The 25,859-nt window shown below is 53.6% G+C and carries 17 protein-coding genes; 6 read left to right on the top strand and 11 right to left on the bottom strand.

Translation table 11 applies throughout. The annotated features are described in order from the left end of the window. Positions 1-147: 147 nt before the first annotated feature. The 3 genes from GZZ87_RS00435 to GZZ87_RS00425 all read left to right on the top strand — a co-directional run bounded on the left by GZZ87_RS00435 (position 148) and on the right by GZZ87_RS00425 (position 6,715). Positions 148-3,819, top strand: coding sequence for a glycoside hydrolase family 9 protein (locus GZZ87_RS00435; RefSeq protein ID WP_162027025.1), 3,672 nt, complete (start codon positions 148-150; stop codon positions 3,817-3,819). 759 nt (positions 3,820-4,578) lie between these two features. Further along, on the top strand, positions 4,579-5,430 hold the full coding sequence (locus GZZ87_RS00430) for a hypothetical protein (protein WP_162027024.1): 852 nt from the start codon (positions 4,579-4,581) through the stop codon (positions 5,428-5,430). Positions 5,431-5,752: 322 nt separating this feature from the next. Continuing rightward, positions 5,753-6,715 carry a transposase gene (locus tag GZZ87_RS00425; RefSeq protein WP_244652049.1) on the top strand — a complete coding sequence of 321 codons (963 nt, stop codon included), beginning with the start codon at positions 5,753-5,755 and terminating at the stop codon, positions 6,713-6,715. Between the two features lie 97 nt (positions 6,716-6,812). Here GZZ87_RS00425 and hrpA read toward each other — a convergent pair whose 3' ends face one another. The 4 genes from hrpA to GZZ87_RS00405 form a co-directional block, all read right to left on the bottom strand. Next, positions 6,813-10,784: an ATP-dependent RNA helicase HrpA gene (hrpA, locus tag GZZ87_RS00420; protein WP_162027022.1), complete on the bottom strand. Its 3,972-nt coding sequence runs from the start codon at positions 10,782-10,784 to the stop codon at positions 6,813-6,815. A 188-nt stretch (positions 10,785-10,972) separates the two neighbouring features. Continuing rightward, positions 10,973-11,944, bottom strand: coding sequence for an adenylate/guanylate cyclase domain-containing protein (locus GZZ87_RS00415; protein ID WP_162027021.1), 972 nt, complete (start codon positions 11,942-11,944; stop codon positions 10,973-10,975). Between the two features lie 131 nt (positions 11,945-12,075). Next, the gene (gene rpmB / locus GZZ87_RS00410; protein ID WP_162027020.1) at positions 12,076-12,306 is read right to left on the bottom strand and encodes a 50S ribosomal protein L28; all 231 of its coding nucleotides are present in this window, start codon (positions 12,304-12,306) and stop codon (positions 12,076-12,078) included. An 81-nt stretch (positions 12,307-12,387) separates the two neighbouring features. Next, entirely contained in the window at positions 12,388-13,380 is a 993-nt protein-coding gene (locus GZZ87_RS00405) for an SAM-dependent methyltransferase (protein WP_162027019.1), read from the bottom strand. 175 nt (positions 13,381-13,555) lie between these two features. On the opposite strand from GZZ87_RS00405, the gene GZZ87_RS00400 reads away from it, so the two are divergent. Both GZZ87_RS00400 and tsaD read left to right on the top strand, forming a co-directional pair. Next, positions 13,556-14,854: a S41 family peptidase gene (locus GZZ87_RS00400; protein WP_162027018.1), complete on the top strand. Its 1,299-nt coding sequence runs from the start codon at positions 13,556-13,558 to the stop codon at positions 14,852-14,854. Positions 14,855-14,935: 81 nt separating this feature from the next. Then, positions 14,936-15,958: a tRNA (adenosine(37)-N6)-threonylcarbamoyltransferase complex transferase subunit TsaD gene (gene tsaD / locus GZZ87_RS00395; RefSeq protein WP_162027017.1), complete on the top strand. Its 1,023-nt coding sequence runs from the start codon at positions 14,936-14,938 to the stop codon at positions 15,956-15,958. 118 nt (positions 15,959-16,076) lie between these two features. On the opposite strand, the gene GZZ87_RS00390 is transcribed toward tsaD, so the two are convergent. From GZZ87_RS00390 to GZZ87_RS00360, 7 genes are all read right to left on the bottom strand, one after another. Next, positions 16,077-16,817, bottom strand: coding sequence for a tetratricopeptide repeat protein (locus GZZ87_RS00390; protein ID WP_162027016.1), 741 nt, complete (start codon positions 16,815-16,817; stop codon positions 16,077-16,079). Then, positions 16,814-18,616, bottom strand: coding sequence for a BatD family protein (locus GZZ87_RS00385; RefSeq protein WP_162027015.1), 1,803 nt, complete (start codon positions 18,614-18,616; stop codon positions 16,814-16,816). The genes GZZ87_RS00390 and GZZ87_RS00385 overlap by 4 nt, the downstream gene beginning before the upstream one ends. A 19-nt stretch (positions 18,617-18,635) precedes the next feature. Next, positions 18,636-20,696 carry a VWA domain-containing protein gene (locus tag GZZ87_RS00380; RefSeq protein ID WP_162027014.1) on the bottom strand — a complete coding sequence of 687 codons (2,061 nt, stop codon included), beginning with the start codon at positions 20,694-20,696 and terminating at the stop codon, positions 18,636-18,638. Further along, complete coding sequence (locus tag GZZ87_RS00375) at positions 20,693-21,730, bottom strand: VWA domain-containing protein (protein ID WP_162027013.1); 1,038 nt, start codon at positions 21,728-21,730, stop codon at positions 20,693-20,695. The genes GZZ87_RS00380 and GZZ87_RS00375 overlap by 4 nt, the downstream gene beginning before the upstream one ends. Next, positions 21,727-22,287, bottom strand: a complete 561-nt coding sequence (locus GZZ87_RS00370) for a hypothetical protein (RefSeq protein WP_162027012.1) — start codon at positions 22,285-22,287, stop codon at positions 21,727-21,729. The genes GZZ87_RS00375 and GZZ87_RS00370 overlap by 4 nt, the downstream gene beginning before the upstream one ends. A 95-nt stretch (positions 22,288-22,382) precedes the next feature. Next, a complete protein-coding gene (locus GZZ87_RS00365; RefSeq protein ID WP_162027011.1) occupies positions 22,383-23,264 on the bottom strand; it encodes a DUF58 domain-containing protein in 882 nt (293 codons plus the stop codon). Positions 23,265-23,353: 89 nt separating this feature from the next. Beyond that, positions 23,354-24,352: a MoxR family ATPase gene (locus GZZ87_RS00360; protein ID WP_162027010.1), complete on the bottom strand. Its 999-nt coding sequence runs from the start codon at positions 24,350-24,352 to the stop codon at positions 23,354-23,356. A 122-nt stretch (positions 24,353-24,474) separates the two neighbouring features. Here GZZ87_RS00360 and GZZ87_RS00355 point away from each other — a divergent pair, with 122 nt between their 5' ends. After that, positions 24,475-25,842 (top strand): sigma-54 dependent transcriptional regulator, encoded by a 1,368-nt coding sequence (locus tag GZZ87_RS00355; RefSeq protein WP_162027009.1) that lies wholly within the window; start codon positions 24,475-24,477, stop codon positions 25,840-25,842. The last annotated feature ends 17 nt before the right edge of the window (positions 25,843-25,859 follow it).

Genomic DNA, 25,859 nt, shown 5'->3' with positions numbered 1-25,859 from the left:
TTTGAGATCTAATGCGCAGTATATGAGGTGTTTATGAATTCTGATTTGTGTCTCTTCGTGGTTCAACTCATCTTTTTAGGTTTATCTATATTGAGATCGTAATTGCAGATTATGGACTATAGTTATAATTAACTTCCCCCGAGGTGAATGATGAAGACATACATACCGATTGTTCGACTCCTTTACGCTGTCTTGTTATTGACTGCGCTGGGGGGCTTTTTCTCTTCTTACGTGAGCGCGGACGAACTTCTTTTGTGGAATGGGGAACGCTCAGGTGAGAGCGATTCCGCAAACTTGGTTTATGGTGCAGCAGTTTCGGCTGAAGCGCCGGAGGTCGGTTGGTATTTTCAGGGCACTCCTGACCCCTGGCATAGCCCTGGGATCAAGCTGCAGGGCGATGTGTGGCGGGCGGACCTTTCGGGGTTTGATGAAATTCATTTCCTGGTGCGCAGTTCGGTTACGAACGCTTCGCATGATTTTTCAGTCTATGGTTGGCATATGGGAGGCAGTGCTTCGCTTTCGATCGCCAATTATGTAGAGGGAGGGATATTAGATGCGCAGTGGCGCGAAGCTGTGATACCTGTCGCGGATTTGATGGCCAATGGCTGTTCGCTGGAAGCAGTTGAAACCTTGTATTTTGGTTCTGCTCCGTCTGAGCATATTTTCGATATTGATGAAGTTTGGGCTGTGACTGTGGAGTCTCAACCGTCTGACGATTCGAATGCTCTGATTGGTGAAATCTTGTGGAGCGGGTCGCGAGTCGGTGAAAATGATCCGACTAATTTTAAATACGGTGTCCCTGTCGCCGATACGACTCAGGAGAGCGGCTGGTATTTTGAGGGGTCCCCTGACCCATGGCATGCGCCTGGTATTGAACTGCAAGGGGATGCTTGGCGCGCGGACCTTTTAGGGGCGGATGAGATTCGTTTCAAAGTGCGTGCCTCGGTCGTCGGAACTACACATCACTTTTCAGTCTATGGTTGGCATATGGGAGGCAGTGCTTCGCTTCCGATTGCCAATTACATCGAGGGAGGGGTGCTTGATACCGAGTGGCGAGAGGCAGTGGTGCCCATAGCTGATCTGATGGCGAATGGCTGTTCGCTTGAGTCACTTGAATATTTGTATTTTGGCTCAGACCTTGCCAATCATACGATCGATGTCGCCGATGTGAGGGTGTTTAAGGAGAGCTGGGTGCCTCCTGTTGATTCTGGTGGCAATGAGGGTGAACCGCTGATTCCGTATACCTCTGAGGCGTGGCTGGAAGAGTTAGAGGGAAATGCCCCGATTGAGCGTCCTTTATGCAGTGGAGTGGAGCAGTTGCTGGTGCTCTCGAATCAGTGGGTCATTGTAGTGGTTGATCCGTTCGATGATTTTGTTAGTCAGATGGATCTGTTGACCAGTGGGGAATACTCCGAATCGATTGCGGATGTGGAAGATGCGATTGAGCGAAACCATGAAACCGATGCTTGGGTGCATCGTGCGAAGCTAGAGCAGATGCGCTGGGATCATTTGGTGGCCGCTCGGCAAAATACGAGTGAGCCGCTGATGCGAAATCCCGATTTCTATACGGTGTCGAGTGTGGACGATCCAGATTACGCGCCCACCTTGGAGCCGATCCGTGTGACTACCGCACTTATTTCGAACGACCATGGTGTGGCTCCAGGCTACGATGCCGTGCGCTATGGTATCTATGCTTATATTGAAATGCCGGTAGCGATGCAGGATGGGAAGTCCTATACGATTACACTGGATGATGGTAAATACGTCAGCTTCCTATACGATGACGATGCGACTGTTGCACGCAGTATCAAGATCAACCAAATCGGTTATCAGCCCGGAAGGTCTTCTAGTTTTGCTTATGTGGGTGCCTACTTGCAGGAGTTTGGTGCTCTACCACTCGATCAACTTGTAAGTTTCGATGTCGTCGATGCCAATTCAGGTGCTGTCGTTTATCAGGGGAGTGTGGCGGATGGTAAAATCACACTGCGTGAAGATGCATCGCGGATGGATCCAAAGGATGCCAACGATGTCTCGGTTCGTCCTTGGATGAATGGAGAGACGCTTTACCAACTCGATCTGACTGGGCTCAATACCGCTGGAACCTACTACATTCGCGTTCCTGGAGTGGGGCGCTCGTGGCCTTTTCGAGTGAATGAAGATATTTATGGTGAGGCATTTTATACCGCAATGCGTGGGCTATATCATCAGCGGGCATCCTTTGCACTCGAAAAGCAATATACGGCTTGGACGCGTCCTCGTCATCACACTGAGCCTATCTATGAATCGCAAATGCTCCCTTACTGGGCAGACGCGACAAAGGTGCTTCAAGATAGCACTCAGGAGCTAGTCGTCTGGCCTCGTTTCGATATCATTGGCGCGACAACGGTGACGGATGTCAGCACGACTGTCGTGGATGGCGGTTGGTATGATGCGGCTGACTATGATCGAAACCTGTATCACTATAATTTGATCTTCGATCTTTTAAAACTCTACGAATTCGCACCGCAGAAATACACGGACGGTCAATTGAATATTCCAGAGTCGGGCAATGGCATACCCGACCTACTCGATGAAGTGGAGTATGGCCTGCGGATTTGGAAGCATAGTCAACATGCAGATGGCGGAGTTTCTGGGATGGTGGAAACCTCGACACATCCGACCATCGATGATGATACGTATCAGTGGAGTTTTGCGCAACGCACGCGCTGGTCCAGCTTGATCTACGCCGCGGCTGCGGCGGAGCTGTCGCGAGCCTTGGAGCCCTTTGATGCCGCTCTTGCGCAAACTTACGCGACTTCCTCGCTCTCGGCTTATGCCTTTGGAGTCGATCCGCAGAACAGTCTGTTCGATCTGACTATTGACGCCGCCGCTAATCGGGGCGCGGGCAATGCCTATACTTTAACTTTTACCGAGGCCGCAGATTATAATGATAAGTTCGAGCTGATGGCACGTGTGCAACTCTACTTGTTAACTGAAGATCTCAATTATCTAGATGGTGTGGATGCGCTGTATGCCAATTCTCCAGCGCCTTATGTTTGGCCTTACACGGAGCGTGATTTTTCGCCATGGCTCTATTTCGATCTCGCTTACAATCCGCAGGTGACTCAGCAAACCAGCTACGTGTCCATTGCCACGCAGACACAAGTCGCCTCGGGCCTGGTGGGTGCGGCTACTAATTATGCCGTCTTAAATGATAGTATGCCGTATCAGATGTCTTGGCCGCGTCAGCAGGATTATTGGATGAGCTGGGGCGCCAGCGATATGACCAATCGGGCGAAGGTCATCATGATCGGTAATCAGATCGCACCGAATGATGACCTTGTCCGGTCTGCCGAATTAAACCTCGCTTACATGTTCGGCGCCAACCCCATGGGAATGAGCTGGACGACTGGTATCGGGCTGGCCTATCCGTGTGCGATTCAGCATGAAAGTAGTATGGATGATGGTATTCTAGATCCGTATCCTGGGATCACGATTTATGGCAATACGTCATCGCATGTTTACCCCGAGCTAAGGAGTCGTGTGTGGAGCTACCCTATTGGTAAAGACGGTGATGGTAAGCCGCTCTTCAATAGCAACGATGCAGCAGACTTTGCGACTTTCTACCAAATGCCCGATGATTATCCAGTATTCCGTCGTTGGTCTGCGCATCCGTCACTGAACGTCGCACAAAACGAATTCACGATTCACGAGACGAATAGTTCAACGATCTTTGTGCTCGGCATGTTAATGGAAGACGGCTGGATGCCTAGTGAATCGCTCAAGCAACGCGGCCCTCGCAACGAGGAAGACCTCTTTGGCTATTGGTATCTGCCGTAGGCGGGATGACTTTGTAGCGAAGAGCTTCGGCGCCCAACGCGTTCAACTCATCTTTTGGCGAGTGTTTGTAGATCTCTCGTTGCTGTGGCTTTGGAGACTTGAGTAAGTGCGCCATAATTACTTCCGCGCCATCGGTTCTACTGCTTTATCCAATAGCGTGTATGCTTTAATTCGCCTGTTCGATAAAACACTGATTGTCAGCCGCTGACTTCTAACTACTCCCTCCTAAGTCCTATTTTTTAGTGGTAATGTCTTACCGAGACTCTTTGCGTTGTTGATTGCAAGAGGTGAACAGCAACTTGATCGCCCGAATAAGTATAATGGCTCGCCACAGGGCATTTATTCAAAGTGGCGACAGTATTCTCGGCGCTTTTGAAGGTGTCCCCCTTCCGAAGCCGGCTTTTATAGCGGTGTGCAAGTAAACTGCGTGAAATATGATTCCCGCCTCTAGAATTTAGAGGCGAGCTAATTCCACTTTGCAACGATTCTAGCTCCAGTGGCATAAATCTGATCATTGTATTTGTTGCGTTTACTCTTATTGTTTTTGCTGGCCAATCGATTAAGTTCACGGTGTGACCTTTTAAAGATATGTTGACTAATCTTTTGGGAAATTAACGCTTTTTAGCGCTTGGAATGGTTCTGCTAATAATTAACAATAGTATTGTTAATTAGTGTATGTCGCGAGTGACTAAGGTGTCGTGTCACCTTAGTCTCATTGCTCATCCTAGTTCGTAATGCTGATCTTGGATCGCTTTTTTTATGAAAGGTAAAATTCAAAATAGAGTGAAGGTAGATTCGAGTGCTCGACAGTGTCCGCTTCGTGAGTTTCATTATGGTCAGGATCAGTCTGAAAGTGTGTTGCGTCGGCGTTTTGGTGCTTTTTGGTATTTCGTGATGCCGGTTGTAGTTTTTTTGGGGATTTGTGTTTTCGGTATCTGTGTGGCGATTGGATTTTATGTGGATTCGGAAGCTAGTGTGGGCGAAGCTGATACTGTTGATCGGGGGGAAGATTCCGCTAAAGTGAGGGATGAGTTTTTAACTGGATATATAAGGGAGAATGGGGGGGCGGAGCTTCTCCTGTCGACCCAGTTAGAGTTGGAGGGAGTCTACTCGGATGAGTTTGGTGTGTATGTCTTTTCGGGCGTTGCTGATTTTTGTAGTAATGCTACGTTTGGCCTTTTGGAGGCCAATGATTCTGGTCGATTTGTGTTTAAAGGAGGAGAGCTAGAGCACGGTGGGGATGATGTTATGATGGAGATTTCTCGAGTTCGTGAGTTTGTTCGAGCGATGGAAGATAAACTACTTGCGTGTCATGTTGGCTCCTCAACAGAGTTCATCCATTGTTCGCCTGGACTAGATCTGGGGGTTGAGGTCATGGTGGTAGCTCTTCGCTCAACTGATTCTGGGATAGAGACACAGTTAAAAATTCGTCGTTCAGATCTAGCGCTCATTAGACGTGAGGATCGCTTTATTGATGGTAGCTATAGTCATTATCGTTATTCTGACTATAGAAGGATTGGTAAGCTCAATGTTCCCACCAATCTGACTGTGATGGATCGCGATGGTGCTTTTACCAGGGTTCATTTCAATACTGTTAGGGCGATCGAATAATTGTTTTTAGTCATTGATTAGGTTCCCCCTTCTCATGGACCGAGTGCATAAAACCTAACAGCATAACCGATATCATATAGCGACGCGATCGTTGTGCTGCTAATATGAGCTGAGCCAGTATATTGCCCGACAATGCCGCCTGCCAATGTGCGGTTGTGGTTGCCTGCCACACCCTCGTTATAGACTTCATTGTCTTCCCATAGAATGAAATTAAGAAATTAAGTGTCATAAGAAATTAAGTGTCAGGCTATAGTTGATAGATCGATTGGACTTTTTGTGTTTGTTGGTTTTGTTGTCTTGTATGAGATTGCGGCGGACAAAGGTGAGTGGGACATCTGCGGTGTATCACTGCATGACTCGCACGGTAAATGGTGAGTTTTTGTTTGATGATCGCTCGAAGGAGGTGCTGCGTAAGATGCTTTGGCAAGTGGCTGAGTTCTGCGGTGCTGAGGTTTTAACCTATTGTATTTTGTCGAACCACTTTCATGTGTTACTGCGTATTCCGGTGCAGGGGGATTTGTCAGATACTGAGCTGATGCGGCGCTATAAGGTGATGTATCCTAAGCCGACTAAGTTTCAATCTGCCTCGACGAAGGTGCTTGAGGCTCAACTTGAAGCGAGCGGTGAAGAGGCGGATGATATTCGGAATAAGCTCCGAGCTCGGATGGGAGATGTTTCTGAGTATATGAAAACCGTGAAACAGCGCTTCTCGGTTTGGTATAACCGCAACCATGGTCGCTATGGCACACTGTGGGCGGATCGCTTTAAGTCGGTGCTTGTCGAGGGACATGGGAATCCGCTGCAAACGATGGCGGCTTATATTGATTTGAACCCTGTGCGGGCTGGATTGGTCGAAGACCCTAAGGATTACCGGTTTTGTGGCTACGCAGAAGCAGTTTCTGGTGGGGGCGCGGCAAAGCAGGGCTTGGTCGCGATTTGGTCGAATTCTGGTGCAAAACGGATTGATTCAGCCCTGAGGGCCCATCGTTCGTTGATCTTTGGTAAGCGCGCGTCAGAGGCAGGCTTGTCAGAGCTGACGCGTGAGCAGGCCTTAAAAGTGTTGGAGGCGGACGGGCAGTTGCCGAAAGCTGTAATGCTGCGGTGCCGTGTGCGGTATTTTACCGATGGGGCGATCTTGGGCTCTGCTGAGTTTGTGCGTGGCTTTACGGCTGCTTGGCAAATGGAGCGTGAGCGTCGGCACCCTCCTAAAGTCAATCAAGTGCGTGGTTCGGGTTGGGGCGATCTCGCTGTGATTCAAGGACTGCGACGGCAGGTCTTTGGATGAGTTGCTTATCTTATTGTGGCATCTGGCTTCGCGGAAAAAAGAAGACTGGCAGGACGTAGGTCTGCCGGAGATGGCGAAGCAATGCCTGTATCACTTCTTACTTCAATTTCCGTTCGAGGTCGTCGGCTAGTTTGTCTAGGCGCTTTTCGGAGGCCTTTTGGGCAGTGCCTAGTTCTTGGGCATACACCGAGACCTTGAATTCTTCCAATAGTATACGATACGCTTTGAACTCGTTTTGCTGGGCTGGGGTCTTGGCTAGTTTGCTGAGTGCTGCGCTGCGGGTTTCGTAGGGTGCGATGCGTTTGGACTTTTCGATGTCGCGCTGGATGCTGTCTTTGGCGCGCTCGGCGCGTAGGCGCATGGCTTTTAAAAAGCGGGTGAGGTGAGGAAGCTCGGCGAAGCTGTAGCGCTCCAAGACATCTGCGGGTGAGATGCTTTCCATCTGCGCGCGCATGCCTGGATAGACTAAGGCTTTGGCGGTCTTCTTTTTCTCTAGTAGCAGGTTGATTTCCTGGCGGGCGTCTAGGTGCGCGCGTAATTGATCGCAGAGTTGGGTGACGATGCCGCGACGCTCTTCGTCTGCGCGGGCGAGGCCTTTTTTGAAGCGTGATTCTTTGAGTGGCAAATATTCGCCGCAGCGGAATAGGTGGCGTTGTAGGTGTCCCCATGCGCTGGCTTTGATGCTGTCAAAGTTGCCGAGTGGTAGCAGTAGGGCACCGAGTTGCTTGAGATCTTTGAGATCGTTGCGCAGCCATGCGATGTCGCGGCCCATGACGATGGTGGCAAGTGCGGGCCATCCGTGACGGGTGGCTTCGAGTGCGGCGGCGGCATCAGGCAAGAGGCGCAGGTGCACGCGTTCGCCTTCTTTAACGAGCGCTGGATACGCTTTGAGCGGAAGGCCGGAGTCGCCGCTGAGATCGATTTCCAGTGGTAGGTCGCCGAAGCTCCAACTATTTAAATTTTCGCGTTCGTATTGGGCTGTGGCTTTTTGCCACGCGGGGATGGCGTCGAGGCCGCTGCCGGTGGAGACTTCCTTTGCTGTGCTCTCGAGGCTGGCGCGCAGTGTGTCGAGGTCACGGCCGTCGGCGAGGATGTCACCTTTTGTATTCTCAATTTGAATACGTGGTTGCAGATAGCTGGGGATTTCGGTCTTCGACCAGTCGTCCTTATAAGTGTTGATCTGGTATTGCTCGCGGAGGGTGTCGGCGAGTTGATCGCGCAGTGAACGGGCGGACGGCTTGAGCTGTTGGCGGAGTTGCGCGGCGCGTTCTTTGAGCGGGTGGAGCTGTATGCGGATTTGCTTGGGCAGGCCGCGTAGTAGGCTCTCGATCTTTTCTTCTAAATGGCCAGGCACTGCCCAGTCGAGGGTGCCTTGCTGAATCGCGCCGATCTGTGTGAGTGGCACGTGCAGGGTCACGCCGTCGTCCTCACCGCCGGGTTCGTGACGATAGCGCAGCGGCAATTCGCTGCCGCCGATGGCGAGCGATTTCGGAAATGCTTCGGTGGTGTCGTGTTGCTCCTCTTCTGGGAGTAGGTCGTCGATGGAGGCGTTGAGGAAATCGAGGCTGCCTTTGTGTTTACGTTTCGCGAAGCTGCGCAGTTCGGCATAGGAGCCGACGGCGTCGAGGCGTTGGCGATAGAAATCGTAGAGCCGGTCTTCGACTGCGAAGCCAGAGCCTAGGCGGCGGCGGGCGAGTTCGGACTCGGCGCGCGCGGCGACTTCGGTGTTGTGCTCAATGAATTTCGGGCGCTCGCGAATGCCGAGCTCGATTAGGCCGTTGCGGACAAAGATGTCGGTCGATTGCTCGGGGTCGATACGACTGAGGCTGACATTACTGCGGCCGATCTCTAGGCCGAACAGCACCTTGCGTTGCTTGCAAAGCGCGGCAGCGGATTTGGTGCTCCAGAACGGTTCGGAGTGCTTGAGTTTGAGCAGATCGCCGGCCATGTCTTCGATCCATTGCACTTGCACCTTGGCGGCAGTCCGGGCGAAGAGGCGGCTGGTTTCCATCCATTCGCCGCAGACGATCCATGCGGGGGCAGTGGTTTTGGCGGGCTTTGGCTTCGCTTTCTTGGCGTAGCTGGCCTTACGTTGCTTCTTGGCGGTTTCGTGATCGAAGAGTCCGGAGCCAGGAAAGAGGAGTGCCTTGCGATTACGCGGGCCGCGGTAGTTGTGCTCCTCTTCTTTGACCGCGATGTTACTGAGTAAGCCGGAGAGAATGGAGCGGTGGATTGCGGCGTAGGTGGCAGCTTCACTGCCAAGTGAGGAGTGAGGAGTTGGGAGTGGAGAGTGGGGGGACTTCGAACGTCGAACGTCCAACTTTGAACTTTGAGTGCTTTTGTTCTGAGGCTGCTTCGCTTTCTTATTCGAAGTTGAGCGTTCGACGTTCGATGTTCGACGTTCATCCCCCTTCCCAGAGGGAAGCAGCTTCAGGTTCTTCAGAATCCTCTCTAGCTGATGGTGCACGTCGCGCCATTCGCGCATGCGTTGGTAGGAGACGAAGTGCTGCTTGCAGAATTTGCGAAGCTTTGCCTGCGTGAGGCGATCCATCTCGTCGTGGTAGGCGTTCCAAATGTTGAGGATGGTGAGGAAGTCGGACTCTTTGTGAACGAAGCGCTTTTGCATTTCGTCGGCTTCTTTCTTTAGCTCGGCGGGGCGCTCGCGGGGGTCTTGAATCGAGAGGCCGGAGGCGATGACGAGCACGTCCTCGAGCACATTTTCTTGGTGCGCCTGAAGGAGCATGCGGGCGACGGTGGGGTCGACTGGGATCTTGGCGAGTCGAAGACCGAGCTTGGTGAGGCGATAGTCGTCTTCGTTGTCGCTACGGTGGTCGCTGTAAACGGCGTCCAGTTCTTCGAGGAGTCGGTAGCCGCCGCGGATGGCTGTGTCGGACGGCGGATCAATGAAGGGGAAACTACGAATATCACCTAGGCGGAAGGCCAGCATTCGGAGAATGACGGAGGCGAGATTCGAGCGGTGGATCTCCGGCGTGGTGAAACGCGGGCGTCCGAGGAAGTCTTGCTCGGAGTAGAGGCGGTAGCAGACACCGTTACTGACACGGCCGCAGCGGCCTTTGCGTTGATCAGCGCTGGATTGAGCGATGGGCTCGATTGGTAGGCGTTGTGTGCGGGAGGTGGCGCTGTAGCGGCTGATACGTGCGAGGCCAGTGTCGACGACGTAGCGGATGCCAGGCACGGTGAGCGAGGTCTCGGCAATATTGGTCGAAAGAATGACGCGGCGTCGGCCTTGCGGGTGGAAGATGCGCTGCTGGTCGGCATTGGCCATGCGGCCGTAGAGTGAGAGAATGTCGCAGGTGCGGGCGGGGCTGTCTTCGAGTTCGCGGCGGAGTTCGTGGATATCGCGCTCACCAGGGAGGAAGACGAGGATGTCGCCTTGGCGATTGTCGTAGAGGATCTCGTTGATCGTTTCGGAGGCGGCTTCGATGAAGGTGAGGTCGCCTTCGTTCTCATCAAAGGGGCGGTAGTGCGTGTCGACCGGAAACATGCGGCCGGAGACTTCGATGATGGGCGCGCCGTCGAAGGCTTTGGAGAAGCTCTCGGTATCGATGGTGGCCGAGGTAATGACGATTTTGAGGTCTTTGCGCTGATCGGCGAGTTGGCGTAGGCAGCCGAGGATGAAGTCGATGTTGAGGCTGCGCTCATGGGCTTCGTCGATGATGATGGCGTCGTAGGCGCGCAGCATCGGGTCGTCCTGAATCTCATTGAGCAGGATGCCGTCGGTCATGACCTTGATCGCCGTATCTTTGCGGGTCTGGTCGGTAAAGCGGATCTTGGCGCCGACTTCGTGCCCGTATTGCACGCCGAGCTCTTCGGCAATGCGTTGCGCAACGGAGAGGGCGGCGACGCGGCGCGGTTGGGTGCAGCCGATTAGGCCGCGTTGCCCGAGGCCGGCATCGATCAGGAATTTCGGGATTTGGGTGGTTTTACCCGAGCCTGTTTCACCGGCGATGACGACGATCTGGTTCTCCTTGATGGCGCGAATGATCTCCTCGCGTCGTGCATGGATCGGGAGGTCTTCGGTGTAGGTCGGCTTTAGGAGGGTGGGCATTGAACTGAAGTGAACGTCGAACGTTGAACGACGAACTTCGAACGTTGAATGTTTAAGATTAAAGGTGAAGGTCGAACTTGGGACGGCGGACGCTCAGTGTCTAATTTCGAATAGTAAACGAATGAGTCAGGTGCACTGTGCTAGACTTATTCAACGTTCGAAGTTCGACGTTGAACGTTCGAAGTTCCTCAGGCGTCTTTATTGATGAAGGCCCAGATGTTGTGGCGTCCATAGGGTTTAATATGCGCGACGAGTTCTTCCTTCTTAAGGTGAAGTGGGATGTTGGGCACGGAGCGGTCGACATAGACGCGATCGCCCGGGCAGACGCTGCAGAGGCGGCTGGCGATGTTAATGGGGCGGCCGATGTAGTCGTCGCCGACTTCGAGATGCCCTGCTAGGCCGAAACAGATGCCTGCGCCGAGTGCTTTAGGAGCACCGTGACTAAAGTGTGGGCTGTCTTGCAGCTTTTTCCATTGGTTGCGTAGGCTCAGTGCTGCTTCGAGGGCAACGTTGACGGCAATTTCTCGGTCAGCTGGAGTGGTTTCCCAGATGGCAAGCACACCGTCGCCGAGGAATTTGGTCATATCGGGTGGGAAGCGTTGCAGCGAGCGATTCACCATGTGGTAAAAGGCAGACATGAGGCCACAGGTGTAGGTCGATTCAATGCTGGGCGCTTCGCAGAAAAGGCTGAAGCCGCGAATGTCGATGATGAGCGCAAGCACTTCGCAGGGCTTGCCAAATTCGACTTCGGGTTCGGTGTTCTCGTTGAAGGGATAGTTGATGGTGATCTCTTCTTCGAACTGGTAGTAGTCGACCTTGTTGACCGAATCGCTGTAAAAGTTGAGTCCTTGGAGGTAGCGCTCGTAGGTGTGTGGGCGATATTGCAGCTCGGAGACACCGTAGCCTTCGGCGTGTTGTGTGCGGCTGGTGTAGAAACGCGCGGAGTATTTACGGACGCGGCGCTCTTTGCCTTTCAGCTTTTTAAGGACTTTTGACACGTCGGGCTCATCGAGCACTAGGAACGAGTCGAAGCCATCCACCGTAAAATAGACATATTTGTATTCGGGATTGACCGTCTGGAACCGACTACAGATATCCCAAAAGTCCCGGAAGGTGAGGTCCGTAATGGGGTAATGTCGCCGTATGATGGAAGATGCCATAAGTTGAAGAAAGTGAGCAGTCAGATATGCGCGGAATCAAGCTATTTAGCGGCGTTGTGGCGATCTGGACACAAAAAAGCCTCGGTGATTAACCGAGGCTTTTAAAAAAAATGTAAGCGTTTTGCTTCGGACTATGCCTTTGTAACGAGGCCTGCCTTGATCGCCTTAACGGAGACCCACATGCGCTTTACTTCACCGCTAGGGAGCTTAACGCGGATGCGTTGAACATTTGGGCAGAAGCGACGTCGTGTGTTCTTAACAAGACTTGTTCCGATACCACCACTCTTCTTGGTGAGACCCTTACGGATGATGATACCACCTTTATGGGGGCGTTTACCTGTGATTGCGCAAATTCGTGACATGATGTGTTCCTCGATTAAAGTTATGAAGGGCAGGAAAGTAGGGGTCTGTGGCGACCTAGCAAGCCTTTTTCTGTAAAAAAGTTAATTGGCTCGTCGTCCCCATAGCACTTGAAAGCGGCGACCCATGTGTGCGGGGTGGATTAGCTCCATAAGTGTTTGACGATCAGGGCTAAAAGCGCCCGCGGTATCGCTGATGATCGCCTCTGCAGCGCGTTGGGCGCGTTGCACTAGGAAGGATTCTTGTGTCTCAAGAGTGACGGAATTAAGTCCTTTTTCGGTCAATAAGTCGGCGAGCGGATCCCAGCAGACGTCGCAGGTGATGTCTTTTTTTCCTGGCTGATCGAGTAAATCGTTCGCTTGGGTGTGTTGCTGGAAGGTGCGTGCGGTGCCCATGGGGCAGTCCGTGGACAAAGCCTGCCAAGTCTTGCCGTAATCGAAGAAGAGCAACATACCCGTCCAGTCTTGGGCGAGTAGGTCGGCGACTGCAGCCTCGGCTGCGAGCGGCAGATCTATCTCGTAGCCTTCAAGCGCTTGTTCTGGCAGTCGCTCGCGGATCGCCGCGACTTCTGGAGTGAGCACGTCCAAGAATACTTCTTCTAAGTGCCCGCCATTGAGACGCACGCCGCGTTCGCGCCATTGTCCTTCGCTAAAGATCAGCCGGTGAAAGGGCAGGGCATCCAGCCACTCATTGGCAAAGATCACGACGGGGCCATCCGCGTAGATCGGGTCGCCTTGGCGAATCACGCGACTATCGGCGAACGGATGCGCTGGCACATGGCTCAGCAATTCTGTGCCCGGTTCGGCTGCGATCTCGATAAAAGTCGAGCGCGCGGCTGTCTCGGCGCCGAGTAGGTCGTGTGCGGCGGTGGTGACGAGTCGGGCAAAAATTTTGCCGAGACTCTCAGCTGTATAGAAATCGCGGTCTGGGCTGCGGCCGACACGCCCACGATCTCGCGTATAGTAGCCACAGTCATCCGCATAGAGGACGAGGTCAATATAGTCGCGATAGCTGATCGCGCCGTTGGCACAGCTCGTTTGGAGTTGATTCCATAGTTCTTTGTCGGCCCCGTTCATAGTATTTGATCAACGAAGCATGCGGCAGCGAGTCGAGTTTAAATGCGAAATAAGTGCCGAAGGCCTTTCATCGATTCTTAATCATCATCTTACTCTTAATCCTAATCAGGGCTCAGAGTAAGAGTAAGATTTTGAAGCCAGAGGGGGAGAGAAGATATTTACAAGCGGCTGAGAGGTGCCCACAGTGCGCTACATGGACAAATATACGCTGCGCTGGGTGATCCCCGTTGCCTTATTGGCGGTGCTCGCTTCGCAATTCGCGGCGCGGGCGGATTGGCGGGCGATGTTGTCACTGGATTATTGGCAGAGTCTCGCTCGCTATGGCTTAGTGCTGCGGATCGTGGAGTCTGAGTTTGTGCATGCCGATGAGGTCGATTTTCCAGAATTGACGGATATTGCACTGCGGTCGGCAGTCAGTTCGCTCGACTCCTATTCGCGCTACATGACGCCAGACGATTACGAGGATTTCAATATGGCGGCCAATCAAGAATACGTCGGCGTCGGTATCGAGATCGGTCAATTTTCGAGCCGCATCATTATCTCGCAGGTATTTGAGCAAGGCAGTGCTGCTGCCGGTGGTATTTTGGCGGGTGATTTCATTGTCGGCGTCGATGGGGTCGATACGCGTGAGGAATCTTTAAGTGAAGTGATTGACCGTATTCGTGGAGAGCCTGGCTCGCTGGTAACGCTAGCGATTGAGCGGGCAATCACTGCGCAGGCGCATTCGTTTGAATTGGAGCGACGCGAGATCGCGCTGGATTCTGTCGTCGATATCGAGATGGCCACCGACACTGTAGGCTATATGCGTGTGCGGCAATTCATCGACGAGACCGATTTGGAATTGGCCTCCGCGATTCACGCGCTCAACGCGCAAGGCATGCAGGGGTTGATTCTCGACCTACGTGGCAATCCGGGAGGGCGTCTTGATATTGCGGTGAAGATGGCTGAGATTTTTTTGCAGGAAGGGCAAAAAGTGCTGATCGTGCAATCGCGTCGTGGAGAGGAAGAGGTCTTTTATGCGAAGGCCTCGGTTGATCAGTTTCAAAAGCCGCTGATCGTCTTGATCGATGGTCAAAGCGCGAGCGCCTCCGAAATCCTATCCGGTGCTTTGAGAGATCATGAGCGGGCGCTGTTGGTGGGTGAAAAGTCTTACGGCAAAGGCTCCGTGCAAAGCGTCTATTCGTTTCCCGATGGCGATGGACTGAAGCTCACGAGTGCCCGCTACTTGCTGCCGAATGGCGAAGCGATCAACGGCACCGGTGTCTATCCAAATGTCACCGTCGAGCGAACTGCGGAAGAAGCGATTTTGCTCACACTACAGGCGCATCATCTGCGTCATATGAGTGCAGAGGCATTTACCAAAGCATTCGGTTTCGCGCCAGTGGAAGATACGCAACGGCTCGTCGCCCAGCAAATGCTCGATGCGCTGATCTCCTTGAACGTTGAACATCCAACTTCGAACATCGAACGTTGAGTATGTCTTAATCACATTTTCTGTATTCTAATATAATTCGATGTTCGACGTTGAGCGTTCGATGTTCGAAGTTTTTCAAACATGATTCTAGCCATTGAAAGTTCTTGCGATGAGTCCGCACTCGCACTGTTCGATCCTGAAAAGGGAGTCGAAGGCGAGTGGGTGCACAGTCAGATCAGCCTACATAAAGAATATGGCGGCGTCGTGCCGGATCTCGCGAGTCGTGAGCATTTGAAGAATTTCTTCCCGCTGCTGGAAGCGACTAACATCGTTGAGCGCCAGTCAGAGATTACCAGCATCGCCGTCACTCAGGGGCCAGGACTCGCTGGTTGCCTTGCGCTTGGAATCGCATTTGCTAAGAGCCTCGCGCTCGCGTGGAAGTTGCCGCTCTGCGGCGTGAATCACCTGCGCGGTCACGCGTATTCGCCTTTCGTTGCACTGCATCAATCCGACCCCTCTGGGTTTGCCGATGCGTTGGATGACCTGCTACCGCATCTCGGTCTGGTGGTTTCCGGAGGCAACACGATCCTATTTGAAATTAACAAGGCGAAGCAGCTTACCGTGCTCGCGGAGACGGTTGACGACGCTGCTGGCGAAGCGCTCGACAAGGGCGCCAAGCTTCTTGGGCTACCTTATCCCGGAGGGCCACATGTTGAAAAGATCGCTGCGACCGGGAACGCTAAGGCATTTGATTTTCCAAAATCGATCGCACCGCGCAATGAGCGTCGGTTTAGCTTTTCCGGACTCAAGACCAGCCTGCGCTATCGCATCGAGAAAATGGACGATGCCGAGCTTGAAGCCGCGATGCCTGACATTTGCGCATCGTATCAAAGCGCAGTGATCGACCAACTCTTTGGTAAGACGAAGCATATTCTAGAAACGGACACATACAAGAGCCTCGGGCTTTCTGGCGGAGTCTCGAACAACAAGGCGCTGCGTGCCGCGATGCAACGGCTCGCCAAGCGCTACCGGATGCCATGCTTTATTGCCGAGCCTCAGCACACGGGCGACAACGCCGCGATGATTGCGTTCGCCGCATTCGCTGATCCCGAAGGCACGAGTCATGATGCAATTAGCATCGAGCCAGCGCTGCGGTTGGGGTAGTTTGGAAAGCTGAAATGCTGAAAAACGGAAAGCTGAAACTGTAGTATCGTTTCAGCTGCAGGGGGCGGTATCTTGATGCCGATCCCTGTTTAAGTATTTAATCTTAACCTTTCGCCTGTTAATCCGCCAATGGGCGGAATTCATCTTTCGAGATCCAACCAGTTGCTAGGCCTTCGGTTTCGATTTCGTAAAAATTGTTGTATTCATCGAGGATGCGTGCGCGTTCGCCGGGACGTGCGGATCCGCTTTCGGGTGCGGCGCTGGCGGGGGCTGCGTGCAGGCCGACGGCTTCGTCGGTGATGATTGTCCCTGACTGCAGGAGGCGAAGATTCAACCAGATCGCTGGCAGTGAGAGCATGAGTGTGAGGATGGTAAGGACGCGGAGCGACTTCGTCCAGAGCCCCGGCTTCATGCCGCTTAAACGCGGTAAAATGCATGCTGCCAATAGTAGCCAGAAGCAAACGGAAGCAATGATGATCCAGCTCTGAGTGGGCAGTGCTTGGCTGGCGAGGATTGTCCAACTCGGTGCGCCTGCGAAGAGGCCTAGTTCTTGGCGAACGGCGCCGAGTTTGAATCGGTAATCGGCGTTGAACGGGGCGAGGAGTTGGGCGCGTTCGAGTTGCCAGACCGCTTCGGCGGGTGAGCCGAGTTGGAAATAGGCGAGTCCTAGGTTGTGGCGCGCCGCTGCGGTTTCGTTTACTTCAAGCGCGGCGGTGAACTGTGTCTTGGCTACTTTGTATTGGCCATTTTGATACGCTTCGATGCCGGATTGAAAGGGATCGGTTGCGTCACTGGTCGCTGCAAACGCGACGACTGCGGTGGCGATGTAGAGGAGTGCGATGCGAAGAAGGGAACTCATAGTGCTTTCAAAATAGTGTTGAGCTGTGTGCGGGCGCCTTGCAGGTCTGTGCTCTGGCTTTGGCCTGAGAAACGGTGACCATCGGCGGCTTCGAACAGTGCGCGTGTCTGTGCGATCACGTCGTCTGATAGATTGATTTGCTGGAAGACTGCTTCGAGTTCGGCGAGGTCGGCGGATCGTAAGTTGCGTTTCATACGAGCGGTTGCGGCGAGTCGAACGGCTTCTTGCGCATTACGGTAGAACTCTGCGCCTTCGCTACTTTGAGATGCTTTGAGTGTCGCTTTGAGCGCTTGTTTGGCTGCATACGCGAGTGCGTAGTCAGCGTTTTGATGTAGGCGTTTTCTGCGGTAGATCCAAATGCCTGCTCCGGTGAGTATGAGTAGGCCAGCAGCGTTGAGGCCGTAGCAGAGTGGGCTTGAGCAGAGGTGCTTCTGAATATTGCGTCCTGTGCTTGGACGGTAGTCGAGTGTGAGTAGTAGCTCTTCGGGGTTGAGTGGCTTGGTGAGTGTGACTTCGGGTGCGTTGATATCCTGCTCGTTTGTCGTGGTTGGTGGTGTCGGCAGCGCTGGGCGGAGCGAGGGCGCGACTTCGACGCTGATCGCTGGGCTACTGAGCTCCACGTATTTTTCGACTTCTGGGTCAAAGAATGAGAAGCGCACCTCAGGCAGTTTGAGTGAGCCTTCCTTTTCCGGGATGAAGACATAGTCGAAACGCTTCAGGCCTTTGAGCCGTTGCGAGTTGCTGGCTTCGAAATCGGCCTCGGGCTTATAGTTACGCCAGCCCCGAGTCTTTGGCATCTCGGGTCCTTTGATGCGATCGAAGTTGCCAGTGCCGCTGAGTTTGAGAGAGAGCATGATCGGCTCGTCGACACGTGTGGCATCGGTATCAGCACTGACGACCATGCTGAAGTTGCCAATGGCGCCTGAGAAGCTTTTCGGTTTGCCCTCCGTTGGGAGTGTGCGCACGTCGATTTGAGTCGGCTCGGTGTAGATGTTGAAGCGCTCGGAGCGTCCGAAGAAGCTGTCAAACATTCCACCCCCAAACGGTGAGTTGCGTGACTGTCGCTGATCCGGCATTTGAGCGGATAGTGTGAATTGAAAATTAAGATCCTGTGGGCCTGCACTGATTGGCGTGATCGTGAGCGGCCAGCTATAGACGCGGTAGCGACTGCCATTGTGCATCTCGATACTTTCCGATGATTCATCGGGTAGGTCGCTGACGGTGAATCCATCGGCATCGCGTTCAAAGGCATTGAGCCCGCGTAGCTGCACGTTGCTTGAAATGTAGAGTTTCAGCGTGATCGGTGTGGTTTGGCCAACGTAGAGTTGCCGTGGTGCATCGGCTTTTAGAAAGATCAGCTCATCGACGGTGGGGGCGGCATTCGCTGAGCGCTCGACGACGGTGAGTGTGGCAGCAGGGGCTTGCAGGCGTCCGCCTTTGTATTCGAAAATATATGCAGGTATCGTATAGCTGCCTGGTATCTTCGAGGTGGTGTCGATGATGAGTTGCTGTGAATTGCTATACTCGCGCGCACCGTTGGTAATTAGTGTATTTTTTGCCCCTGCCATGATTTGCCCATTGCGCATCGTGAGGTTGTTAATTTGGGGGATTGGCAACGAGGTGACACGTTCAGTCTGTGGCATCACTCTGGTGTCGGATTCCACGATTTCAACGATGTATCTGGACGTGCCGCCGGCTGCAATGCGTGCCGGTTCGAAGCGTGCGTTGACTTGAATCTCTGCGTTGAGCGCGGAGCTTGCGCAGATGGCGAATATTAAGAATAGGTTACGTAGGTGCATGTGACTCTAAAAGTGGACGTTACCAGTCGCGGATCTCTCCTTGGCGGTTTGATTGGCGTGCTTCCTCGGAAGGTTCGGAAAATGGGAGTAGTCGTTCGGAGCTACGGAGGCTGTCGAGAAGGTCTTGCGCTTCGGAGATGCTCATGCCTTCGAGCATCATTTCAGCCGCTTCGCCTTGTTCACCTTCTCGGCCTTCGATGGGTTGCGGGGCTTGGCCGTCTTCTTCGCCTAGCTCAGCAGATTCTTCGCCTTCGCTGCCGGCTTGCTCGTCTTCCTGGGCTTGTTCCTCCATGTCTTCTGCAGGGTTGCCAGTAGATTCTTGGCTTTCTTCTTCGCCAGCTTCTTCGCCTTCGGAGCCTTCTTGATCGGATTGCTGTTCGCCGTCCTCTCCTTGATCAGAGTCTTCGCCTTGCTCGCCAGACTGTTCGTCGCCGGATTGCTCGTCGTTTTCTTCTGACTGCTCGTCTTCGCCTTGTTCTTCGGAGTCTTGGCTTTGGTCGCCGTCTTCAGATTGGTCTTCAGACTCTTCTTGCTCCTGTTCCTCGTCGTTCTCTTCTTGGTTTTGTTGGTCTTGGTTTTCCTGATCCTGTGGCTCTTGTTGCTTCAGGAATTCTTCGAGCGCTTTGCGGCGTGCTTCTACGGAGGAGGCATCTTCGATGCTGCGGCTGTCGGAGGTGTCGATCTCGTTGGCGGATTTAAAGAGTGCCTCGGCTTGTTTCCACGTTTCGATGGCGGCTTCGAAGTCTTGCGCTTGAAAGGCGGCGTCTCCGATTTGATTGGTGGAATGTGCCATGTTATACAGTGCATCGCGTTCGAGTTCGACATCTTCGCTAAGCTCAATCGCTTCTTCGTAGAGGCGTGTGGCATCGGCGTAGTTGCCTGCGGTGAGCTGCTCGTGTGCTTGATTATAGAGGATGCGTGGATCGGTGGGGCGGTCGTGAATGATTGCCTCGGGTGCTTCCTCGCCATCGGGAAGTGGTAACTCGAGTGGCTCAGTGGACTCGGGTATTTCAGGGATGTCTTGAGCTTTACTGGGCGAGGGGAGCAAGCAGGTGCCTGCGGCGATTGCTAGAGCGAGTTGAATGGATGCTTTGCCGCGTCGGCGTATGAAGATTTCCAATACAAGAAACACACAGGCGACCGCGAGCGTCCATTGATAGCGTTCGATGCGTGCTTCCTGCAGTTCAGACTCGCGCTCTTCGCGAGGCAGTGTGGCGAGCACCGAATTGTAGAGTGTGTTGAGGGATTGATCGCTCAAGCGGCTGTAGCTACCGCCGGTGAGTTGTGCGATTTCTTGAAGTGTGCCTTCGTCGAGTTGACTGCGCACGGGTTGACCGCTGGAATCGCGGATGAATTCTTCGGTGCCTTGTGCGTTGCGAATTTTCAGATACTCCCCCTCGGGTGTGCCGATGCCGATGGTATAGACTTTGATGCCGTCTTTGGCGACTTCGCGGGCGGTTTCGATGGCTTGCTGCTGTTGGTCTTCGCCGTCGGTGAGGAGGATGACGACCTTAAAGTTGTTGTCCTTCGGGAAAGCCTTGGCGGCTTCGCGGATCGCTCGGCCGATGTCACTGCCGCCACGTGAGAGGCTGGTATGCCCGATCGCATCTAGATTTTCACGGAATGCCGAGTAGTCGAGTGTTGGGGGAGTTTGTAGAAAAGCATTGCCCGCAAAGACGACGAGTCCGATGCGGTCACTCTCTAAGCGTTTGACTAGATCGATGATGGCCAGCTTCGCCCGATCTAAGCGGGTCGGGCGCAGGTCGGTGGCCAGCATACTTTTTGAACTGTCGAGGACGAAGACGATGTCGAGGCCTCGCGCTTTGCGCTCGATCCAATCGACACCGTATTGTGGACGAGCGAGGGAGACGCCGATCAGCGCAAAGGCGAGGAGGATCAGTCCTGCTTTAAGGAGTGTGCGTTGCTGGCTGGCTTTTTCGGTGAGTTGATCGAGTAGCCGCGCTGCGGCGAAACGACTGAGTAGTGCCTCGCGCCGGCGCAGGCCAAATACGAACAGTCCCCCAAATAATAAGACGATGAGCGGAGTGACGGTGAGCCAAATATGATTCTCAAAGGTCATGGTAGGCGGCGGTAGCGCGTGTTGCGCAAAAGTTGTTCTAAGGCCAGAAGTGCGAGCCCGAGGGCTGCTGGCCAAATGAAATACTCGGTGAAGGTGGCGTAGGAGCGCAACTCGATGGTAGTGGTTTCGAGCTCGCTAATCTCATCATAAATACGTTCGAGGTCGCCATCTTGGGTCGCTTTGAAGAAGAGCCCGCCCGTCATTTCTGCGATTTCGCGTAGTTCGGCTTCGTCGTAGTTTGAATTTTCAGCTCGTCCGCGATAGATCGGGCTGCCTTTTTTGTCACGCATCACACGGTTGTCGCGCGTCATTTCCGGGATGGGCACGCGGCCTTTTTGTCCAGTTGCAATGGTGTAAACTTTGACGCCGTAACTTTTAGCGGCTTCGGCCGCGCCGATGGGTGAAATGGTGCCAGAGTTGTTTTCGCCGTCAGTCAGGAGAATGACGATATGACTGCGGGCTTCGTGATCGCGCAGGCGATTGACGCTGGCTCCGAGTGCGGTGCCGATCGCGGTGCCGCCGCCGTCGATTTCGCCGAGTTCGAGGCGGTCGAGATTCTTCTTAAGCCAGTCATGATTGAGTGTGAGCGGGCTGACGACGTAGGCATCTTCAGCAAAGGCAACGAGTGCGATTCGATCGTAGGGGCGTTTCTCAATGAAGTCGCGCACCACTTTCTTGGCTGCATCTAGGCGGGTGACGACGTTTTCACGCGTGGAAAGATCGAGCGCTCGCATGGAGCCAGAAAGGTCGAGAGTGACGACGATATCGATGCCGTCGGCGTCGGTCGTATCATTCATCTTGCCCATTTGTGGGCGAGCCAGTGCGGTGATGAGTGCGGCCAAGGCAAGAATACGTAGGCCGAATAAAAAGCGCCCTGGAAGACTGCGACGGGAACGACTGACTGCTTTAACTAGTGAGGTGCTGGAGAAGCGCATCGCTGCCTCTGGTCCCATGCGCCCTGCCCACCATGCGATGATTGGTAGCAGGATGAGTAGCAAAAAGCACTCGGGGTTCTGGAATTGAAAGAAGCTCATGGCTGTGCGACCTCCGGTATAGGAGCGTCAGCGCTTTGCTCGGATTGACGAATGAGTGTGATGGCTGACTCGGTGAGTGCGTTGCGCTCGTCTTCGGTGAGTGCGGCTTGGGCAAACTTGACGCGGTCGCAGTGTTCTAAAAAGGTCGCGAGCGAGGCACGGGCTTCGGTGTTGAGCAGTGCATGGCCATCGAGTGCTTTTAAAAATTCGAGTGTCGTGCGGCCGAGGGTGGGGATGCCTTTGCCAGTTTCAAAGTAACGACGCAGCGCAAGCGATGAAAGGACGGCGAAGCGCTCGTCGTCGCCAGCGGTGCATTTGGCGGCAGTCTTGAGCTCGGCGAATGCGGTGGTATGTGGCTGCAGTTGTTCGGCTCGGTTTTTGCGAGCACGGACGAATCGGACGATGCCCCAAATTAGCAGTCCCAAGGCGATGAGGCCGAGCGCGATCATGACGCCGAGCTGCCAAGGCTCAAAGGGCGGGATCTCAATCGGACCGCGCACATGATCCAGCGACGGGCCAGGCGGCAGATCGGGAAGCTGTGGTGTTTGTGCTGGCATGGGAGAGTGGAGAGTGGAGAGTGGAGAGTGGGGCAGCTAAAGCAGCCCGTCCTTGGTTTTTTTTCTTAATTCTTAATTCTTAATTCGTAATTCTCCTAGTGTCTGCTGGCGCGACGTGCGAAAAGCTTACGTAATTCGGGTAGGTAGGGCTGGTCGGAGCTGGCCTGTATCCAGTCGAGTCCCTTCTTGCGCATGTGGGAGTTGAAGTCTTGTTGGCGCTTGCGGGCGAGTGTGGCGTAGCGGTGGCGCGTGTTTTTGTTGCCAGTGTCGATCTCGACCATTTCTCCGGTCTCGGCATCTTCGAGTGTGATCAGGCCGACTTCGGGGAGCTCGATTTCGCGTGGGTCACTGAGTGCAATGCTGATCAGATCATGGCGCTGATTGGTGAGTGCCAGTGTATCGAAGAGTTCGGTGGGCTCGTCGAGGAAGTCGGAGATCATGAAGACGACGGTTTTACGACGTTGCACACGATTGAGATAGTCGAGTGCCGCCTTGTGTGAAGTGCGGCGACCTTTGGGCTCGAAGAACAAGATGTCGCGAATGACGCGAAGGATGTGGCGGCGGCCTTTTTTCGGTGGGATGTAATGTTCGACCTCGTCGGTATAAAGGAGCACGCCGACTTTGTCGTTGTTTTGCGTGGCAGAAAACGCGAGCACACTGGCGATTTCTGCAGCGCGTTCGCGTTTGCTTTGTTCGACGGAGCCGAAGACGCCTGAAGCGCTTAAATCGATCAGCAGCATCAAGGTCATCTCACGTTCTTCGCGGAAGACTTTTACGAAAGGACGATCCATCTTGGCGCTGACATTCCAGTCGATCGTGCGCACGTCGTCGCCGATTGCATATTCGCGCACCTCCTCAAAGTCCATGCCACGGCCCTTGAATGAGCTGTAGTAAGCACCTGTGACCGCTTCCGTCACTAGGTGACGGGCTCGGATCTCAAGGCGACGGACTTTTTTGATGATGTCTGCTGGAGTCACTTTTTGAAACGCTGAAATTTTGAAACGCTGAAAGGCTGAAAACTGGGAATGTGGAAACTCCTAATTCTTAATTGATAATTCCTAATTCTCTAAGGCACTGGCACGGCATCGAAGATCGATGACACGAGGTCTTCGCTGGTGATTTCTTCGGCTTCGGCTTCGTAGCTCGGGATCACGCGGTGGCGTAATACGTCCATGCCAATCTCTTTAATGTCTTGCGGGATCACGTAAGAGCGGCCTTGCATTAATGCCCAAGCTTTGGAGGCGAGGGTGAGGCTAATCGTGGCACGCGGACTGGCGCCGAATTGAATGTATTGGCCGAGCTTTAAATTGAAATCTTCTGGGTTACGTGTAGCGAGGATCAGATTCACAATGTAGTCGCGGATCTTCGGATCGACATAGACCTCGTTCACATGTTTGCGCGCTTGGCTGATTGCCTCGAGAGTGGTGACGGCATCGACGGTCAGATTTGGATCCGTCGAGGACATGCGGTCGAGGATCTCTCGCTCTTCTTCCTTGCTCGGGTAGCCGACCTTGAGCTTCAACATGAAGCGGTCGACCTGCGCTTCAGGCAGTGGATAGGTGCCTTCTTGGTCGATCGGATTTTCGGTGGCGAGCACGAGGAACGGCTCTGGCAGCGGGTAAGTCGTATCACCGATGGTCACTTGGTGCTCTTGCATGGCCTCGAGTAGCGCGCTCTGCACCTTTGCGGGAGCACGGTTAATTTCGTCGGCCAGCACGAGGTTGGCGAAAATAGGCCCCTTGCGCGTGTGGAAGGTGCTGTCCTTCGGGCTGTAGATGAGCGTTCCGATGACGTCAGCTGGTAGCAGGTCGGGGGTAAATTGGATACGCTTGAAATCGGCGTCTGTTGCTGTGGCGAGTGTGCGAATGCTCAAGGTCTTCGCGAGGCCAGGGACGCCTTCGAGGAGCACGTGGCCATTCGCGAGTAGACCGACGAGCAGCCGGTCCACCAAGTAGCGCTGCCCGACGATGACGCGGCTGATTTCTTGGCGTAGGGTCGGTATCCACGCGATGGCGGTTTCTAAAGCTTCGTTGGTTGGAGGAGTGGGTGAAGATTCTGAACTCATAATGGTAATTAACGGAAAAAACGCGTAGCGGTAGGAGATCAATGACAGGGTATCGTGCAAGAGGTTTCCTAGAAAATAATGAGAAATTGCATTTTGAAATGAACTGTGCCTTATTGTCTCATATGCCTGCAACGATATTGATAGTCGATGACGAAAAGAACACCCGTGAGGGGCTGAGCCTCGCGCTCGAGGAGGACTATGAGGTGTATTTGGCCTCTGGTGCCGAAGAGGCGTTTAACTTAATGGAGGCTGAGACGTTTGATGTTGTTTTGACTGACCTACGGATGGCCGGAAAGTCAGGTTTGAAGGTGATTGACTATGCTATTGCGCTGCCGAATCGGCCGATCTGTATTATGATGACGGCCTATGGCAACGTCGAAACTGCGGTTGAGGCGATGCGCCGTGGGGCCTTTGATTTTTTGACCAAGCCGGTGAGTTTGGAAAAGCTGGAGATTATTATAAAGCGCGCGCTGCAATCACGGACGATCGAGGCCGAAAATATGGTGCTGCATGAGCGCCTAGATAAGAAATACAGTTTTGGTGGGATTGTGGGCAATTCGCCGGGGCTCACCGATGTCTTAGATAAGGTGAAACTTGTGGCACCGTCGCGGGCAACTGTATTGCTCGAAGGTGAAACGGGCACAGGTAAGGAGTTGGTCGCACAGGCAATTCACCAAAACAGCACGCGTGCGCGTAAGCCTTTTGTGCCGGTGCATTGTGCCGCGCTGGCAGCGAATCTTCTGGAGAGTGAACTCTTTGGTCATGAGAAGGGCGCGTTTACTGGTGCGACTGAGCGACGGATCGGCCGCTTCGAGGCTGCGGATGGCGGCACCTTGTTTCTTGATGAAATCGGGGAGATTGATGCCTCCACGCAGGTTAAGTTGCTGCGTTTCTTAGAGACACGTAGTTTTGAGCGCCTTGGCAGCTCTAAAACGGTGGATATCGATGTGCGTCTGGTGTGTGCGACGAACCGTGATCTCACGGCGATGTCGAAAACCGGCGAGTTTCGTGAGGATTTACTGTATCGACTCAATGTGGTGACGATTCATCTACCTGCACTGCGGCACCGTGAGGAGGATCTCATTATTTTGCTGAACCACTATATTCAGGAGTTTAGCGAAGAAAATGGTGTGGAGCCAGTTCGTTTGACTGAGGGGGCGCTCGACGTGCTGCGCGCGTATCGTTGGCCAGGTAATATCCGCGAGCTGCGTAATTTTTGTGAGAATATCGTGGTGCTCAAGCGCGGCAGTGAAGTGACCGAGTATGATCTAGACCCGAAGTATCAAGTCCAAGAGGGTGAATCAATGGTTTCTGAGATTGTCACCTCCAGTGTCACCTTAAGCAAAGAGGATAACGAGAAACGGCTGTTGCGCAACGCGCTCATCAAAGCCAGCGGCAACCGCACGCGTGCTGCTGAGTTGATGGGGATCAGTCGACGCACCTTGCATCGTAAGCTCACGCAGTGGCCTGAATTGGACGTCGATAAATAGCGGCTCTGGCGCGTTCT

The organism is Lentimonas sp. CC4 (assembly GCF_902728235.1).
GTDB lineage: Bacteria > Verrucomicrobiota > Verrucomicrobiia > Opitutales > Coraliomargaritaceae > Lentimonas.
Note: the sequence above shows the minus strand (reverse complement) of the source record. Positions and strands in the feature narration are given on the sequence as shown.

What these genes read in the sequence shown, in the direction of transcription:
- GZZ87_RS00435 (WP_162027025.1), top strand. Translation starts at nt 148, where the DNA reads ATGATGAAGACATACATACCGATTGTTCGACTCCTTTACGCTGTCTTG.
- GZZ87_RS00430 (WP_162027024.1), top strand. Translation starts at nt 4,579, where the DNA reads ATGAAAGGTAAAATTCAAAATAGAGTGAAGGTAGATTCGAGTGCTCGA.
- hrpA (WP_162027022.1), bottom strand. Translation starts at nt 10,784, where the DNA reads ATGCCCACCCTCCTAAAGCCGACCTACACCGAAGACCTCCCGATCCAT.
- GZZ87_RS00415 (WP_162027021.1), bottom strand. Translation starts at nt 11,944, where the DNA reads ATGGCATCTTCCATCATACGGCGACATTACCCCATTACGGACCTCACC.
- rpmB (WP_162027020.1), bottom strand. Translation starts at nt 12,306, where the DNA reads ATGTCACGAATTTGCGCAATCACAGGTAAACGCCCCCATAAAGGTGGT.
- GZZ87_RS00405 (WP_162027019.1), bottom strand. Translation starts at nt 13,380, where the DNA reads ATGAACGGGGCCGACAAAGAACTATGGAATCAACTCCAAACGAGCTGT.
- tsaD (WP_162027017.1), top strand. Translation starts at nt 14,936, where the DNA reads ATGATTCTAGCCATTGAAAGTTCTTGCGATGAGTCCGCACTCGCACTG.
- GZZ87_RS00390 (WP_162027016.1), bottom strand. Translation starts at nt 16,817, where the DNA reads ATGAGTTCCCTTCTTCGCATCGCACTCCTCTACATCGCCACCGCAGTC.
- GZZ87_RS00385 (WP_162027015.1), bottom strand. Translation starts at nt 18,616, where the DNA reads ATGCACCTACGTAACCTATTCTTAATATTCGCCATCTGCGCAAGCTCC.
- GZZ87_RS00380 (WP_162027014.1), bottom strand. Translation starts at nt 20,696, where the DNA reads ATGACCTTTGAGAATCATATTTGGCTCACCGTCACTCCGCTCATCGTC.
- GZZ87_RS00375 (WP_162027013.1), bottom strand. Translation starts at nt 21,730, where the DNA reads ATGAGCTTCTTTCAATTCCAGAACCCCGAGTGCTTTTTGCTACTCATC.
- GZZ87_RS00370 (WP_162027012.1), bottom strand. Translation starts at nt 22,287, where the DNA reads ATGCCAGCACAAACACCACAGCTTCCCGATCTGCCGCCTGGCCCGTCG.
- GZZ87_RS00360 (WP_162027010.1), bottom strand. Translation starts at nt 24,352, where the DNA reads ATGAGTTCAGAATCTTCACCCACTCCTCCAACCAACGAAGCTTTAGAA.
- GZZ87_RS00355 (WP_162027009.1), top strand. Translation starts at nt 24,475, where the DNA reads ATGCCTGCAACGATATTGATAGTCGATGACGAAAAGAACACCCGTGAG.